Genomic DNA, 15,895 nt, shown 5'->3' with positions numbered 1-15,895 from the left:
TGCACACCGACCGTGCGTCATCTGCACGACCGACCGCTCACGCGCACATCACTTGCGCGAACGGCCATCATCTTCATTTCGAAAGCGCATCATGCATCCTTCACCTCTCGCCGTGGCGACGGCTCCTGTCGCGGCATCCGACATTTCTCATCTCCTCGACGATCGCCCTCGGCCGACGTTGATTCACCGCACTACCCACCGAATCGCGCTCGCACTTCTCCTGTGGAGCGTGAGACGGAGCATCGTTGATCCCCGCGACCACCAGCGACGCCATCGCAATCGGGCCGCGCAGCTTCAGCGCGAACACCACGCACTCTCACTCGAGCCGTATCTGGCCCACCGCCACTGATCGCGCTCTTTTCCAGAAACGAGAACATCATGACCACCACGACCGCCGACATCACCCTGCGGCGAATGCACGTACCAACAAGCCTCACCGATGCCGACGCAGCGGACTTCCTCGAGATGGTGCGCGTGCGAAACGAGATCTACGCCGAAATCTCGGGGCACGAAGACGAGTCGGTCACGCCCGAGGCCCTCCTCCCTCACTACCAGCCGGATCCAGACTCCCTGCGGTACGTGTGGGTGATCGAAGCGGAGGGGGAAATCATCGGCCGGGTCGGTGTCGACATTCCTCAGGAAGCCGACTCCGTCGTCGCGCTGTGGCTCGTGGAAATCCTGCGGGCATGGTGGGGCCGCGGGATCGGAACGACGGCGTATCGTTTGGTCGAACAAACGGCCCGAGCCCACGGCCGACTCACGCTGCAATCGTGGGCGCAGCACATGCCCGGGGATGAGCCAGCAATAGAGGCGCCGACCGGCTTCGGTCGAGTTCCGAAAGATCACATCGCACACTTCTACCTCCGTCACGGCTACACGCTTGAGCAGGTGGAGCGAAGCAGCGCGTTCGATCTGCGTGCGCCAGCGACGCGGCTCACGCAACTACTCAGTGAGGCCACGGCCGCATCGACGGACTATCGAATCGTGCAATGGGAGGCACCGACTCCGCCAGAACTGATCGACGGGTATGCGTGGATGAAGTCGCGCATGTCGACGGACGTTCCGGCTGCGGCTCTCGACGTCGATGAGGAGGTGTGGGATGCCGCGCGCGTGGCACGCCACGAAGCGCGACACCTCGACGCGAGCTCTACATTGCAGGTGACCGCAGCACAGCACGTCGAAAGCGGCATCCTCTGCGCGTTCAACGAGTTGATGATCCCTGTCGATCACACCGCGGCCAGCCACCAGGAAGACACGCTCGTCTTGAAGGAGCACCGCGGCCACAGGCTCGGGATGCTGGTGAAGTGCGCCGGTTTGCTGAAGTGGCGCGAGCGCATGCCACTGTCACCTCGCGTGCTGACATACAACGCCGAGGAGAACCGTCCCATGCTCGACATCAACGAGGCTCTGGGCTTCGAGCCGATTGCCTACGTCGGCGCGTGGAAGAAGACCCTCACAGCTTCTGACAGCGCGGGCAATAGTGACTCGAGCGGTTCGTGAATGCCACGCGCACGATCGCACGGCCGCACCGGGGGCAGGGTTGCCCGGTGCGGCCGTACGCGTTCAGCGAGTGCGCGAAGTACCCGGCCTGGCCGTTGACATTCACGTACTGAGCATCGAAGCTGGTGCCACCCTCAGCCAACGCCTTGTGCAGCACACCGCGGATCTCACTGAGAAGCCGCGAGACTCGTCGCGTCGAGAGGTCTCGCGCAACCGTGTCCGGGTGGATGCGGGCAGCCCAGAGCGCCTCGTCTGCGTAAATGTTTCCTACACCGCTGATGCGCGTCTGATCCAGGAGCGCCCGCTTAATCGACACCGCGCGCCCACGTAGGCCGTCACGAAAACCTTGATCGGAGAACGCCGGGTCAAGCGGGTCTCGCGCGATGTGCGCGACTTGGCCTGGCACGACGGGCGATTCGTCACCGAACCCACCCGGAGCACCCTCGACGGTGGGGAGCAGCGCGTCGACGGCCAGCGAGCCGAACGTGCGCTGGTCGGAAAAGACGACCACCAGTTCGCCGTGCAGCGGATGGTGCAGGTCGATCCGAACACGCTCGTGACGTTCGCGTTCGGCCCCCGGTACGCGCAGGAGCATCTGGCCGCTCATCCCAAGATGGGCGACGACTGCCTCGGTGGGCGGACTACTTGCCCCGGGGGGTGACAGCGGGAACCAGAGGAACTTTCCGCGACGAACGGCCGCGGTGATGCGGCGTCCCGTCACCGCGCCCTCGAAGGACTGAGTGTCTCCGCTGTGCCGCGTGAGTGCGCGAACATCCCACACCGAAACCGCTGTCACGGTAGCCTCCGTCACAGCCGGGGCAAGGCCGGCGCGGACGACTTCGACCTCGGGAAGCTCAGGCACGAGCGCTGAGCTCGTGCCACGCGCACAGCGCGGCGGCCATCTCGGCGAATTTCTTACTCGTGCCCGCGCCAGTACCGGTCACGTCGCCCACAGTGACCGTGGCGGTGAAGCTGCGATCGTGGTCGGGACCGGACGCGGTCACAGAGTATGTGGGCGCGCCCACACCACGTCGCGCCGCGAGCTCTTGAAGGCTGGTCTTCGGGTCCATCGCCGCACCGTAGCGCTCGGGGTCTGCGAGCAACGGCTCGACGAGCCGCAGAACCAGGGCGCTCGCAGCCTCGGGCCCCGCGGACAGGTACGCCGAACCGAAGACGGCTTCCATCGTGTCAGCGAGGATCGAGTCCTTGTCCCGCCCACCGGTCTGATCCTCACCCTTGCCGAGGCGGAGGTACTCTCCCAGGCCGATGCCCCGGGCGATTTCGGCCAGCGCGACCGTCGACACGACGCTCGCGCGACGCTTGGCCAAGGAGCCCTCGTCGAGTTCAGGGTGCCTGGTGTAGAGCCGAACGGTCACCGCTTGCCCGAGCACGGAGTCGCCCAAGAACTCGAGGCGCTCGTTGTGCGGGCCCTGACCGTTCTCGTACGCCCAGGATCGATGCGTCAATGCCAGCAACAGAAGCTCGGGGTCGATATCGACTCCGAGCTTCTGTGTAAGTTGTTCAGTCGCGCCGTGCGCAACCGGGACGTCAGTCAACGTCTTCGCCGTTCCGGCGAGATCAGACGTCGGCGACCTTGCGGCCCTTGTACTCGAGGAACAGTTCCGTGCCCTGCGAGTCCGTGACGACCTTCGCCTGGTGAGGACGGCTGTAGACGACCTTGCCGTTCTCGACCGTCTTGACGAGCGTGGGGGCCTCGGCCTTCCACTGCGCGCGACGTGAGCGCGTGTTGGAACGGGAGACTTTCCGCTTCGGGGGGTTGCCTGCCATAGCTAGCTCTCTTCTGTGTGGTCGACGCCAGAGCGCGTTGCTTCGTCGTCGTGGTCTGTGGTGAAGTCCTGGAGCGCGGCCCAGCGAGGATCGAGGGGCTCACGCTGCTCTGGTTCGGTGCTCACGGTCAGTCTCTCACCCGTCATCGGGTCGAGCCCGGGGCAATCCGGCTGACACACCGGCTGAAACGGAAGCGACAGGACCATCGCATCCCTGACCAGAGTTTCAAGATCCACGTGGTCGTCTTGAACCTCGAAGTCAGTTGCTTCCTCACCAGGATACGCGAAAAGCTCTTGAAACTCGACTTCGACGTCCTGCTCGATCTCGGTCAGGCATCTCCCGCACTCCCCGACCGACTCTCCGGCGGCTGTCCCCGAGACGAGAATTCCCTCGTGAACGGACTCGAGTCGCACCTCGACGTCGATCTGGGCACCCTCGGGAAAGGCGACAAGCCCTTCGCCCCACTGCGCCGTCGTAGGGACGGCGATATCGAACTCGCGCATCTCGCCGGGGCGATTGACGATGTCACGAACGGGAAACGCAAAAGGGCCAGGACGGTGAGTTCTCACGATCACCCATGCTACCCGCGCGGGTGCCGACGTGGCGGTCAGATACCCCGCGCGCCGGTGTCGAGGAACCTGGCCACGGCGGGCGGCACGAACGGCGACACGTCACCGCCCAGGGACGCGACCTGCCGCACGAGCGACGACGACACCAGCGCGTGCGAGGGATCCGGCAACAGGAACACGGTCTCGATGTGCGCGAGGTGCCGGTTCACGATCGCCATGGGGGTCTCATACGCGACATCGACCTGGGATCGGATGCCCTTCACCAAAACGCTGGCGCCGACATCGGTGGCGTAATCCACCAGGAGTCCGACGCTCCACGACGCCACCACGACGTTGCCCTCGATGTCGCTCTCCGCGAGAGACTGCTCGATCAACGACAGTCGCTGGGCGATCGGCAGCATCGCTTCTTTGCCGGGATTGTGCACGACGAGCACGTGGAGTTCGTCATACAGCGCCGCGGCACGCTGGATCACGTCGAGGTGTCCGAGCGTCGGCGGGTCAAATGATCCGGGGACGACAGCGATCCGGCGAGTCATGCACCCAGACTAGCGGGAGCCGCGCGGGGCACCGCGCCGTCAGTTCTTGGCGAGGGCGGCGCGCTCGTGAACGCCCACACGTCGCTCGATTGCGGCCGCGACGCCCGGGTGGTCACGCAATGACGGGTCCTGCTCCAGCAGACGGGCCGCTGCGACACGGGCCTCGGCGATGACGTCGGCGTCCGTCGCCACGCGCAGCAACCTCAGCGACGAACGTGCGCCGGCCTGCACGTCACCGAGCACATCGCCCTCGCCTCTGAGATCGAGGTCGATCTCAGCGAGCGCGAAGCCGTCGAGAGTGGCGGCGACAGCATCCACTCGATCACGAGTGCGTGTGCCTGCGAGAGCTTCGGTGACAAGCAGACAGAGACCGGGTGCGGACCCACGCCCGACGCGACCTCGAAGCTGATGCAACTGAGAGACCCCGAACCGATCGGCTTCCAGAATCACCATGGTCGAAGCGTTGGGCACATCGACGCCGACTTCCACGACAGTTGTCGCCACGAGCACGTCAATCTCGCCGCGGGCGAATGCCTGCATCACGGCGTCCTTCTCGTCACTCGCCATCTTCCCATGCAGGATCTGCACTCGGATGTTGGAGAAAGCCGGATGCCGCGACAGCATGTCGGCGGCTTGCACGACGCCCCACCGCGTGCGCTCGGCTGCGGGCTGCTCCGCCGTCGGGTCTGCCGTGTCGTCGCGCGTGAGCGCCTCGGCGTCGATGGCAGCACAGACGACGAACGCCTGGAGGCCTTGAGCGACTTCCTCGGCCACACGCTCCCACACGCGAGAGAACCAGGCAGGCTTCTCTGCGACAGGGGCGACGAACGTCTGGATGCCCGCGCGCCCCGGGGGCATGGTGCGAATCGTCGACACGTCGAGATCGCCGAACACCGTCATCGCGACCGTACGAGGGATCGGCGTTGCGGTGAGCACGAGCACGTGAGGCGCCGCCCCCTTGGCCCGCAGCGTCTCGCGCTGTTCGACACCGAACCGGTGTTGCTCGTCGACGACGACCAAGCCCAGGTCGGCGAAGGTCGTCGATTCGCTCAGGAGCGCGTGCGTCCCCACAACGATGCGCGCTTGGCCGGATGCGACGCGCAACGCTGCTTTGCGTCGCTCTGGTGCCGACATCTGTCCCGTCAGCAGGGTGGGCATGAGTTGCGGAGCGAGCTGTGGCCCCAGCATCCGCGCAATGGATCGCAGGTGCTGGGCAGCCAGCACTTCGGTCGGAGCGATGAGCGCCGATTGGCCGCCTGTCTGGGCGACTTGGAGCATCGCTCGCAGCGCGACGAGCGTCTTGCCCGAACCGACTTCCCCCTGCACGAGGCGGTTCATGGGCCATGGCTGTTGCACGTCAGACGAGATCTGGTCGCCCACCGTGATCTGATCGGGCGTGCGCTCGAACGGCAGTGCCGCATCGAACTGTTCGAGAAGATCTCCTGCTTCACGACGGGTCGCCGACAACTCACGCACAGCGGCGCGTTGCTGCAGGAGCGCGGTCTGCAGCACGAACGCTTCTTGCATGCGCAACGTCGCGCGCGCCGGGTCGATCTGGTCGTCATGTGCCGGGCGGTGGATGTGCTCGATGGCGATGCGCGCATCGAGGTAATGCCCACGGCGCCGGACGTCGTCGGGCAGGGGGTCAGGAACATCGCCGAGGCCGTCGAGGACGAGCGCGATGATCTTGGCGATCTGCCAGCTCGCCAGCGAACTCGTCGCCGGGTAGATCGGAATCGGCAGGTGGGCGTTTCGTTCGGCTTTCTCGCGGGCCGATGCCTCGTCGTCGAAGAGCTCGTAGTCGGGATGGGTGAGCTGCTTCGACTGACGGTACTCCCCCACCTTTCCCGCGAAGATCCCACGCCGACCGGGCACCAGTTCCTTCGCCCGCCAGGTCTGGTTGAAGAACGTCAGTGAGAGCGTGCCCTGCCCGTCGCTGATGACGACTTCGAGGATCGACCCTTTGCGTTGTTGCATCCGTCGTTCGCTCGCGCGCAATACTTCGGCGACGATTGTCACCGGCTCGCCAACCGGCAGCGAAGAAATCTCGGTGAGCTCACCGCGACGCGCATAGCGCCGCGGATAATGTGCCATGAGATCACCCACGGAGTGCATACCGAACGCGCGCTCCAGGGCTTTCGCCGTCTTTCCACCCACCGCGCCATCCAGGCGCGACTCGAGTGAGAAGGATGGCATGACTCTGAGTCTACGAGCGCGCCCCGACATCGGTCAGCCGCGTGCCTGACCTACGCAACGTTCAGGAACGCCGCGTACCGTGAAGAGGTGATCCGATCTTCTCTCGCGCGCCTCTACTGGGCGTGCAGCCGTTGGAAACTGTCGACGACTCCCGCGCCGACGGAGCCGTCGATTCTCATCGGTGCCCCGCACACGTCGAACTGGGACTTCGTGCTGATGCTCGCCATCGCGTGGCGTCTGCGAATCCGGACGCACTGGCTGGGCAAGGACAGCCTCTTCCGGGGCTGGCGAGGGCCCATCATGCGTGCTCTGGGCGGCATCCCGGTCGATCGCCGTAATCCGCAGGGCCTCGTTGCCGACATCGTCGAGCGCCGCCGCTCGGGCGAGATGTTCTCCTTGGTGGTCACACCCGAGGGCACACGTGGGTCGGGCACCTACTGGAAGTCGGGTTTCTATCGGATCGCACGCGATGCTGACATGCCGGTCGTACTGGGATACGTCGATCGCACGACGATGACCACCGGGCTCGGGCAGACGGTCCACCTCACCGGCGATGTCTCGGCCGACATGGATGTCGTGCGGGCGTTTTACGCCGACAAGTCGGGCATGCGCCCGGAACTGCGCACCGAGCCTCGGTTGCGCGAGGAAGACACCGCGTCCACGCACGCCGGATAGATTGTCGGTGTGACCCGCATCATTGCCGGCCGCGCCGGTTCTCTCACCCTCGAGGTTCCCGACGCCGGAACCCGCCCGACGAGTGATCGCGTCCGAGAGTCCGTGTTCGGCGCTCTCGACTCTGCCGACGCCGTGCGCGGTGCGCGAGTACTGGATCTGTACGCCGGCTCGGGTGCACTCGGTCTCGAGGCGCTCAGTCGGGGCGCCGCGTCAGCCGACCTTGTCGAGAAGGCGCCGCGGGCGGCGCAATGCGCTACGCGCAACGCGCGGCGTGTGGCGACGGCACTCGGCGGACGTGCCGCAATCGACGTGCATCGCCTGTCGGCGGAACAGTATCTGCGCACATCCCGCGGCCCGTTCACGCTGGTGTTCATCGACCCGCCCTACGACCTGTCCGAAGTGCACCTGAGCGAGACGCTGGCTCTCCTGGTGCCTTCCCTCGACACCGACGCCACGGTGATCATCGAGCGCGCGTCGCGCTCGCCCGAGCCCTCGCTCCCCGATGGTCTACAGCCTGTGCGATCGAAGCGCTACGGCGACACCACGATGTGGTGGGTAGCTCCCGCGCAGCCCGAGGCCCGCGTCTAGCCTGCCGTCGCGTCCCAGTCCCGGTAGGGATCCCACCCGCCTCGCTCGTCGAAGGGCGCGTCGTCCACCAGGACCGCTTCGCCGGATCGCGGGATCACCCGACCGATGGCCCGAAAACCTTCGGGCAAGTCGACGTCACCGGCGAATGTCGCAAGCAGCGCGTGATCTTCTCCCCCACTGAGCGCCGAAGACGGGTCAGTGCCGAGGCTGCTCGTCGACACGGCGATTGTGACTCCGGATGCCGCAGCCATGCGCCGCGCGTCGAGAACTAGTCCGTCGGACACGTCCATCATCGCCGTCGCACCCGCGCGCGCGGCCACGACGCCGGCGGTGACGGGCGGTGCAGGCCGCAGCTGAGCGCGAAGCTCATCGCGCTGCTCTGAGGTCAGTGTGGCTTCATCGACCGGGATCGGCCGGCCCGCGGCATCCCGAAACCGCTCAAAGAGCAGGGCGAGCCCTCGCCCCGCTGACCCGAGATCCCCGCAGACCGCGACGACATCTCCGGGCTGTGCCCCGCCGCGTGTGACCGGGTGTGTGCCGTCCAAGCTTCCGAGCGCCGTGACAGCGATCGTGAGCGTCGCTGAGACGGTCAGGTCGCCGCCTTCAACCGCGCACCCCGGCGCCAGGGTGTCACAGGCATCCCGAAGACCGCGAGCGATGTCCGTGACGAACGACACGCGCGTCTCGTCGGGCATCGCGAGAGCGACGAGCAGTGCTGTCGGACGGGCACCCATCGCGGCAACGTCGGCGAGATTCACCGCCGCGGCCTTCCACCCGAGGTCGTAGCCGCTGGTCCACGCGAGGCGGAAGTCCGGACCGTGCACGAGCGTGTCGGTCGTGGCGACCACACGGCCGTCTGGCGCCGCGATGACGGCCGCATCGTCGCCGGGCCCGATGAGAGCGTTCGACCCGCCGAGCGCCGTCAAGATCTCGCTCAGCACCGTGCCCTCGCCCCACTCACCGACGGTCGGTTCCGCTGCAGGCACGTGCTGGTCGGTCATCCCCCCACGGTAGCCTGGTGAGGTGGTCTCGGCGCGTCGTCTCTCAGCTCTTCCCCTCTTGGCGACGTTCGGGCTCGTGATCGCGGGATGCTCGACAACTGTGCCGATGGAACCGGCAGCCGACGCCAACGACCCCGCGTGTGCCGAGGTCATGGTGCGCCTCCCCGGCACCGTCGACGGCCAAGATCGCCTCTGGACTGACGCGCAAGCCACGGCCGCGTGGGGCGAATCCGGCGCGAGCGCGGTGCTTCTCACGTGCGGCGTGACACCCCCTGGTCCCACGACCCTCCCCTGCCAGTCGGTGAACTCCGTCGACTGGATCATCGACGACTCCGATGCACCTCGTTACCGCGTGACCACATTCGGCCGTACCCCGGCCGTCGAGATCTATCTCGACAATGAGGTCGTCTCGAGCGCAAGCGTGCTCGAGCGACTGTCGGGCCCGGTGTCGCTGATCCCCGTGGAGGGGGTCGGATGCCTCGACCGCCCGAGCGGCGAGGATGACGCTCAGGGCTAGACGCGCTCGCGCGCGGTGTCGATCAGCTCAGTGATGAGCTCCGAGTACGACAGTCCCGAAGCGATCCAACACTTCGGGAACATCGAAATCGGCGTGAAGCCAGGCATGGTGTTGAGCTCGTTCACGTATAGGCCGTCCTCGGCGAGGAAGAAGTCGACGCGTGCGAGGCCACGCCCATCGACCGCCTGGAAGGCCTGCACCCCGACCTCCTGGATGCGCGTGATCTCCTCAGCGGTGAGATCGGCGGGGCACACGACGTCGGCCCCATCGGCGCCGAGATACTTCCCCTCGAAGTCGTAGAACTCGCGCGTGGTGAGCACGATCTCGCCGGGCAGCGATGCCCGTGGCTGCGCTCCCCCGCGTCCTTCGAGGATTGCGACTTCGATCTCACGGCCGACGATCGCCGTCTCGATCAGGACCTTGTCGTCTTCGTCGAACGCCACTCGAAGGGCATCGGCCAATTCCGACGGGTCGTGCACCTTCGACACGCCGACGCTCGAACCCGCACGCGCGGGCTTGACGAACGTCGGTTCGCCGAGCGCTGCAGCATCCGCTCGCACGCCCTCGGGATCGCGCTCCCACCGCTCGCGTGTCACCGTCACCCAGGGCGACACCGGAACTCCGGCGGCCTGGAGGACGATCTTCATGAAGTGCTTGTCCATGCACAGCGCTGAATCCAACACGCCCCCGCCCGCGTAGGGCAGTCCGAGCGTGTCGAAGAATCCCTGCACCGTGCCATCCTCGCCGTGGAGGCCGTGCAAAATCGGCAGGACCACATCGACCTGGCCGAGCTCACTGGTCACGCCGTCTGCGTGCCGAACGCGCAGGATGCGATCGGCGCCACCCTCGGGCCACAGAACCCGAGTTCCGTTGTCGACGACCTCGGGCAGGCTGCGAGCATCCAGAGCGAACTTGTCGGGGTCGTCGTCTTCGAGCACGAAGACCCCGTCGCGGGTGATCCCCACCGGAATAACCCGGTATCGCTCGCGGTCAATCGCCCGCAGAACTCCGCCCGCCGTTGCGGAACTGATCGAGTGCTCGCTGGAGCGACCTCCAAAGAGCACCGCCACCGCCGGCCTGTCCATTCTGCGTCCTCTCGCCTTGGGGAGTGTCGTCGTCGGTCGTGAGATGCGGCGCGATATCGCGCGGATTCATCGTGCCGTCCAGCACCATCTTGACCTGCTCGACGATCGGCATCTGCACCCCCACCTCGCGGGCCAACTGAAGTACCGGCGCCACCGACGCGAGCCCTTCAGCGGTCTGGTTCATCTGCTTAACCACGTCATCGAACCGGTACCCCTGCCCGAGCAGACGTCCGGCGGTGTTGTTCCGACTGAGCGGTGACTGGCACGTTGCGATCAGGTCGCCGAGCCCCGCCAGTCCTTGCAAGGTCTCGGGGTGCGCGCCTTGCGCGACCGCGAAGTCGGTCATCTCGACCAACCCGCGCGTGATGATCGACGCCTTCGTGTTCTCGCCGTATCCCACACCGTCCACGATGCCGATCGCGACAGCGATGAGGTTCTTCAGCACACCGCCGAACTCGGTGCCGATCACGTCGGTGTTCACGAACGAGCGAAAGTACGCGTTGCGAGCGCGACGGGCGACCGCCTCGGCGGTGTCGTGGCTGATCGACGAGATCACGGCCGCCGTGGGCTGTTCGCGCGCAATCTCGAGCGCGAGGTTGGGGCCGGATGCCACGGCGATGCGCGCCGGATCGCAATGCAGCTCTTGCTCGATGACCTGGCTCATCCGCAGGCCCGAGCGCCGTTCGACGCCCTTCATGAGCGACACGATGGGGATGTCCGTGCCCGAGACCAGGGGACGCACCGCCTTCAGGTTCTGACGAACCGCCTGGCTCGGAATCGACAGGTACACCTGCTCGACCCCATCCAACGCCTCAGAGAGATGGTGCGTCGCCGACATGCTGCGCGGCAGATTGATGCCGGGCAGGTATTGGCTGTTGCGCTTGGCCTCTTGGATCTCTCCGGCAAGTTCCGGACGGCGAGCCCACATCACGACATTCGCGCCGCCGTCGGCAAGAATCTTGCCGAATGTGGTCCCCCAACTACCCGCGCCGATGACGGCAACGCGGGGCTTCGCGGCATCCGACTTACGACTCAAGGCGCCCGGTCTCCCTCTGTCCGTGGTCGGACGGGTTCCAGCGCTCCGCGGGCGCGGTCTCGCCCCGCAGACCCGCCAGGAGTTGCGAGATGTCAGCCATGATCACGTCCGTGGCGGCGATGAGGGTTGCCGTCGAATCATCCGCACCACGATGAGCGCTCAGATCTACGGGGTCACCGATCACCACTCGCACACGACGGCGTAACGGCCACAGGCGCAGCTTGCCGTACCGAGGCATGATCTGTTGCACGCCCCACTGTGCCATGGGGATGACGGGGATATCGCCGGTCAGAGCGAGTCGCGCAGCGCCGGTCTTCCCTCGCATGGGCCACAGATCGGGCTCACGCGTGAGCGTGCCCTCAGGGTAGACGATCACGCCGCGGCCGTGTTCGACGAGGGAGTTCGCCGAGGCGAGCGTCTGTTTCGAGGCCGTCGAGGATGATGACCGCGCGACCGGAATCATGCCGGTCGAACGCAGAGCCCACCCGAGGACCGGAACGCGGAACAAGCTGTCCTTCGCCATGAATCGCGGTGCGCGCCCCGCGCGCCACACCGCTACCGCGACCGCGAGCGGATCCAGCTCGGAGTAGTGGTTCGGTGCGAGGATGTATGCGCCCTCGCGGGGAAGTTTCTCGGCGCCGATCAGCTCGATCTTCATGATCACGCCGACCAAGGGCACGACGATCGCCGCGAGCGGCCAGAACATGGACGGCGTCGTCTTCTCTTTCGACGCCCGTCGACGCGAAGTCATCATCGTTCAGCCGATGACGTCGAAATCAGCGCCAAGGGCGTCGAGCTTGGCGAAGAACTTCTCGTAACCGCGGCGGATGATCCCGACATTGCTCACAATCGACTCACCCTCGGCTGCGAGTGCGGCAATGACGTAGCTGTACCCGCCACGAAGATCGGGCACCTCCACCTCTGCGGCGCGCAACGGGGTCGGGCCATTAATCACGGCCGCTTGCTCGAGAGCACGACGCGGGACCCGACGATCCGGGCTCGCGATGCCGTCGGGGTGCACGACGATGTCCGCCCCCATGTGAACGAGGGCTTCGGTGAATCCCAAGCGGTTCTCATACACCGTCTCGTGCACGATCGACTCACCCTGCGCCTGAGTGAGAGCGACGATGAGCGGCTGCTGCCAGTCCGTCATGAACCCGGGGTGCACGTCGGTTTCGACGATCACCGGCTTCACGGCGCCATCGCGGCGGAACTGGATGCCGTCCTCGTGGATGTCGAACCAGCCGCCGGCCTTGCGGAACACGTTGAGGAACGTCAGCATCTCCTGCTGCTTCGCACCCCCGACGAAGATGTCGCCATCGGTGGCGAGCGCAGCGCACGCCCAGGACGCCGCCTCGTTCCGGTCGAAGATGCACCGGTGGTCGTAGCCGCGGAGCGAATCGACGCCCTCGATGAGGATCACGCGGTTGGGCTCGTAGGAGATGATCGCGCCCATCTTCTGCAGCACGGCGATCAAGTCCATGATTTCCGGCTCAATGGCCGCATTGCGCAGTTCAGTAATGCCCTTGGCGCGCACCGCGGTCAGGAGCACCTGCTCGGTGGCTCCCACGCTGGGGTAAGGAAGTTCGATCGACGCTCCGTGCAGGCCGTTGGGTGCGGTGATGCGGATGCCCTCGTACGACTTGTCGACGACGGCACCGAACGCGCGGAGCGCGTCCATGTGGAAGTTGATCGGGCGGTCTCCAATGCGGCATCCCCCGAGATCAGGAATCAACGCTTCTCCGAGGAGGTGGAGGAGCGGTCCGCAGAACAAGATGGGGATGCGCGATGCGCCCGCGTGCGCGTCGATCTCTTCGAAGTGAGCGGAGACGGCGCCAGCAGGGTCGAGATGCAGAGTGCCTTCGTCTTCCCCATCGCGCACCGTCACACCGTGCACTTCAAGAAGTGACCGCACGACCTGGACATCGCTGATATCGGGAACGTCGCGCAGGACGCTCGGCGTCTCGCCGAGCAAGGCTGCGACCATGGCCTTCGTCGCGAGGTTCTTCGCGCCCTTCACCTCAACACGCCCGGTGAGCGGGCGGCCGCCACGAATGGCGAGAACCTCGCCGGTGACTTCCTTCTTCTCTCCCAAGGGAGTTTCTCCCTTCACGCCGAGAAGCGACTTCATCCGGTGGACCTCACTTGTGTGTTCAGAGGGGGGCTGGTGCGGTCGCCGCCCGGGTGGGGCAGCGCTCGCGCGACTATCGGACAGGCAGTGTCCGTGGCCGCCACGCCTCACGGCGCGCCTCGAACTGCGAGATCTTGTCTTCGTTCCGCAGTGTCAGCCCGATGTCGTCGAGCCCTTCGAGGAGCCGCCACCTAGTGTAATCGTCGATCTCGAATCCGACGCTGAACGTGCCCACAGTCGCCGTGCGGGCGACGAGGTCAACGGTCATCGCAGTGCCCGGCTCCGCCTCGAGGAGCGACCAGATCTGCTCGACCTCGGCCTCGGTGATGACGCCGGTCACGAGCCCTTGCTTGCCCGCATTGCCGCGGAAGATGTCCGCGAACTTCGGGCTCAGGACCACGGAGAAGCCGAAATCGCGCAGTGCCCAGACGGCGTGCTCGCGGCTGGATCCGGTACCGAAGTCAGGTCCGGCCACCAGCACGCTTGCGCCTTGGTAGGCGGGCTGATTCAGCACGAACTCCGGATCTTGGCGCCAGTTGGCGAACAGGGCATCCTCGAATCCGGTCTTCGTCACGCGCTTGAGGTACACGGCAGGGATGATCTGGTCGGTATCGACGGCCGAGCGGCGAAGAGGCGCGGCCACACCGGTGTGAGTGGTGAACTTCTCCATGTCAGGCCTCCACTGTCTGCGTCGAAACGGTCTCATCGATGGGCGCGAGGTCGCTGGGGCTTGCCAACGTGCCCTTCACGGCGGTCGCCGCCGCGACCAGTGGCGACACCAGGTGCGTGCGCCCGCCCTTCCCTTGCCGGCCCTCGAAGTTGCGATTACTTGTCGAGGCGCAGCGTTCTCCGGGGGCGAGCTGGTCAGGGTTCATGCCGAGGCACATCGAACATCCTGCGAACCGCCATTCGGCGCCGAACTCGAGGAAGACCTTGTCCAATCCCTCCGCCTCGGCTTCCAGCCGCACACGTGCCGAGCCGGGCACGACCATCACTCGCACTCCGTCTGCCTTGGTACGACCGCGGATCACCGATGCGAAGGCGCGCAGATCTTCGATGCGACTGTTCGTGCACGAGCCCATGAAGACGGCGTCGACCGGAACTTCCTTGAGCGGGGTGCCCGCCTGAAGGTCCATGTATTCCAGCGCGCGCTCGGCTGCGACGCGCTCATTGGGGTCCGTGAAGGATGCCGGGTCCGGCACCGCGGCGCTGAGTGACGCTCCTTGACCAGGGTTCGTTCCCCACGTCACGAAGGGCTCGAGTTCGCCCGCGTCGAGGAAGATCTCGGCGTCGTAGACAGCGCCTTCGTCGCTGGGAAGCGTGCGCCAGTAGGCAACAGCCTCGTCCCAGTCGGTGCCGGTGGGAGCGTGGTCGCGACCCTTGACGTAGTCGAACGTGGTCTCATCGGGCGCAACCATGCCGGCGCGCGCGCCCGCCTCAATCGACATGTTGCAGATCGTCATGCGACCTTCCATCGACAGGGCACGGATCGCGCTGCCGCGGAACTCCAGGACGTAGCCCTGGCCGCCGTTGGCGCCGAGCTTCGCGATGACGGCAAGCACGATGTCCTTGGCCGTTACACCGGGGCGCAACTCGCCCTCGACGGTGATCGCCATCGTCTTGAAGGGCTTCAGCGGCAGGGTCTGCGTCGCCAGGACGTGCTCGACCTCACTCGTGCCGATGCCGAACGCCATCGCGCCGAAGGCGCCGTGCGTGGAAGTGTGGCTATCGCCGCAGACGACCGTGATGCCCGGCATCGTGAGGCCAAGCTGAGGCCCGACGACGTGGACGATGCCCTGCTCCTTGTCGCCCAGGGAATGCAGACGAACGCCGAACTCCTCGGCGTTACGACGCAGAGTCTCGATCTGGGTGCGGCTGGTGAGATCAGCAATTGGCTTGTCGATGTCGAGCGTCGGCGTGTTGTGATCTTCGGTCGCGATCGTCAGATCGAGCCGTCGCACGGGGCGCTGCTCGGCGCGCAGGCCATCGAAAGCCTGTGGGCTGGTGACCTCGTGGACGAGGTGCAGGTCGATGTAGATGAGATCGGGTTGCCCGTCTTCGCCCTTCACGACGAGGTGATCTTCCCAGACCTTCTCAGCGAGAGTACGGGGACGATCGGGGATGACGGCGTCAGTGGTAGTCATTGCTCTGTTCTCCAGGAAGAGGGAATCAAGCCCGCGACGATACTCCGCGACGAGGGAGGCCTGGGACTAGGACTCGTCGCGGCCGCTAAGGAGAAGGCGAGCGATCCGCACGGTGCCAGGCTACCACCG

General features: G+C 66.0%; 18 protein-coding genes. 5 read left to right on the top strand and 13 right to left on the bottom strand.

Annotated features, from left to right (window positions below):
• The first annotated feature begins 91 nt into the window (after positions 1 to 91).
• Entirely contained in the window at positions 92 to 349 is a 258-nt protein-coding gene (locus ON062_RS09465) for a hypothetical protein (RefSeq protein WP_274646884.1), read from the top strand.
• Between the two features lie 29 nt (positions 350 to 378).
• Positions 379 to 1,500, top strand: coding sequence for a GNAT family N-acetyltransferase (locus ON062_RS09460; RefSeq protein WP_274646883.1), 1,122 nt, complete (start codon positions 379 to 381; stop codon positions 1,498 to 1,500).
• On the opposite strand, the gene mutM is transcribed toward ON062_RS09460, so the two are convergent.
• From mutM to ON062_RS09430, 6 genes are all read right to left on the bottom strand, one after another.
• Positions 1,454 to 2,362: a bifunctional DNA-formamidopyrimidine glycosylase/DNA-(apurinic or apyrimidinic site) lyase gene (gene mutM, locus ON062_RS09455; protein ID WP_274646882.1), complete on the bottom strand. Its 909-nt coding sequence runs from the start codon at positions 2,360 to 2,362 to the stop codon at positions 1,454 to 1,456. The genes ON062_RS09460 and mutM overlap by 47 nt on opposite strands.
• Positions 2,355 to 3,056 (bottom strand): ribonuclease III, encoded by a 702-nt coding sequence (gene rnc, locus ON062_RS09450; protein WP_274646881.1) that lies wholly within the window; start codon positions 3,054 to 3,056, stop codon positions 2,355 to 2,357. Before rnc ends, mutM begins: the two co-directional genes overlap by 8 nt.
• 22 nt (positions 3,057 to 3,078) lie before the next feature.
• Positions 3,079 to 3,288, bottom strand: a complete 210-nt coding sequence (gene rpmF / locus ON062_RS09445; RefSeq protein WP_127818873.1) for a 50S ribosomal protein L32 — start codon at positions 3,286 to 3,288, stop codon at positions 3,079 to 3,081.
• Positions 3,289 to 3,290: 2 nt separating this feature from the next.
• Entirely contained in the window at positions 3,291 to 3,791 is a 501-nt protein-coding gene (locus tag ON062_RS09440; RefSeq protein WP_274647057.1) for a DUF177 domain-containing protein, read from the bottom strand.
• 104 nt (positions 3,792 to 3,895) lie between these two features.
• The gene (gene coaD / locus ON062_RS09435; protein ID WP_274646880.1) at positions 3,896 to 4,393 is read right to left on the bottom strand and encodes a pantetheine-phosphate adenylyltransferase; all 498 of its coding nucleotides are present in this window, start codon (positions 4,391 to 4,393) and stop codon (positions 3,896 to 3,898) included.
• 39 nt (positions 4,394 to 4,432) lie between these two features.
• The gene (locus ON062_RS09430) at positions 4,433 to 6,589 is read right to left on the bottom strand and encodes an ATP-dependent DNA helicase RecG (RefSeq protein WP_274646879.1); all 2,157 of its coding nucleotides are present in this window, start codon (positions 6,587 to 6,589) and stop codon (positions 4,433 to 4,435) included.
• 87 nt (positions 6,590 to 6,676) lie between these two features.
• Here ON062_RS09430 and ON062_RS09425 point away from each other — a divergent pair, with 87 nt between their 5' ends.
• Positions 6,677 to 7,264 (top strand): 1-acyl-sn-glycerol-3-phosphate acyltransferase, encoded by a 588-nt coding sequence (locus ON062_RS09425; protein ID WP_274646878.1) that lies wholly within the window; start codon positions 6,677 to 6,679, stop codon positions 7,262 to 7,264.
• Positions 7,265 to 7,273: 9 nt separating this feature from the next.
• On the top strand, positions 7,274 to 7,852 hold the full coding sequence (locus ON062_RS09420) for an RsmD family RNA methyltransferase (protein WP_274646877.1): 579 nt from the start codon (positions 7,274 to 7,276) through the stop codon (positions 7,850 to 7,852).
• On the opposite strand, the gene thiL is transcribed toward ON062_RS09420, so the two are convergent.
• Positions 7,849 to 8,853, bottom strand: a complete 1,005-nt coding sequence (thiL, locus tag ON062_RS09415; RefSeq protein WP_274646876.1) for a thiamine-phosphate kinase — start codon at positions 8,851 to 8,853, stop codon at positions 7,849 to 7,851. The genes ON062_RS09420 and thiL overlap by 4 nt on opposite strands.
• Before the next feature lie 22 nt (positions 8,854 to 8,875).
• Here thiL and ON062_RS09410 point away from each other — a divergent pair, with 22 nt between their 5' ends.
• Positions 8,876 to 9,370, top strand: a complete 495-nt coding sequence (locus tag ON062_RS09410; RefSeq protein WP_274646875.1) for a DUF3515 family protein — start codon at positions 8,876 to 8,878, stop codon at positions 9,368 to 9,370.
• Here the strand turns inward: ON062_RS09410 and ON062_RS09405 are convergent.
• From ON062_RS09405 to leuC, 6 genes are all read right to left on the bottom strand, one after another.
• Positions 9,367 to 10,455, bottom strand: coding sequence for a D-alanine--D-alanine ligase family protein (locus ON062_RS09405; protein WP_274646874.1), 1,089 nt, complete (start codon positions 10,453 to 10,455; stop codon positions 9,367 to 9,369). The two genes, ON062_RS09410 and ON062_RS09405, sit on opposite strands and share 4 nt — an antisense overlap.
• Positions 10,361 to 11,491: an NAD(P)H-dependent glycerol-3-phosphate dehydrogenase gene (locus ON062_RS09400; protein WP_274646873.1), complete on the bottom strand. Its 1,131-nt coding sequence runs from the start codon at positions 11,489 to 11,491 to the stop codon at positions 10,361 to 10,363. Before ON062_RS09400 ends, ON062_RS09405 begins: the two co-directional genes overlap by 95 nt.
• Positions 11,481 to 12,245, bottom strand: a complete 765-nt coding sequence (locus ON062_RS09395) for a 1-acyl-sn-glycerol-3-phosphate acyltransferase (RefSeq protein WP_274646872.1) — start codon at positions 12,243 to 12,245, stop codon at positions 11,481 to 11,483. Before ON062_RS09395 ends, ON062_RS09400 begins: the two co-directional genes overlap by 11 nt.
• 3 nt (positions 12,246 to 12,248) lie before the next feature.
• Positions 12,249 to 13,622, bottom strand: a complete 1,374-nt coding sequence (murA, locus tag ON062_RS09390; protein WP_274646871.1) for a UDP-N-acetylglucosamine 1-carboxyvinyltransferase — start codon at positions 13,620 to 13,622, stop codon at positions 12,249 to 12,251.
• Between the two features lie 73 nt (positions 13,623 to 13,695).
• The gene (gene leuD, locus ON062_RS09385) at positions 13,696 to 14,292 is read right to left on the bottom strand and encodes a 3-isopropylmalate dehydratase small subunit (protein WP_274646870.1); all 597 of its coding nucleotides are present in this window, start codon (positions 14,290 to 14,292) and stop codon (positions 13,696 to 13,698) included.
• 1 nt (position 14,293) lies between these two features.
• The gene (gene leuC, locus ON062_RS09380; RefSeq protein WP_274646869.1) at positions 14,294 to 15,766 is read right to left on the bottom strand and encodes a 3-isopropylmalate dehydratase large subunit; all 1,473 of its coding nucleotides are present in this window, start codon (positions 15,764 to 15,766) and stop codon (positions 14,294 to 14,296) included.
• Positions 15,767 to 15,895: the final 129 nt, after the last annotated feature.

It is taken from the genome of Microbacterium sp. C7(2022), assembly GCF_028823665.1.
Taxonomy (GTDB): Bacteria; Actinomycetota; Actinomycetes; order Actinomycetales; family Microbacteriaceae; genus Microbacterium.
This window is presented reverse-complemented; position numbering and strand designations above follow the sequence as displayed.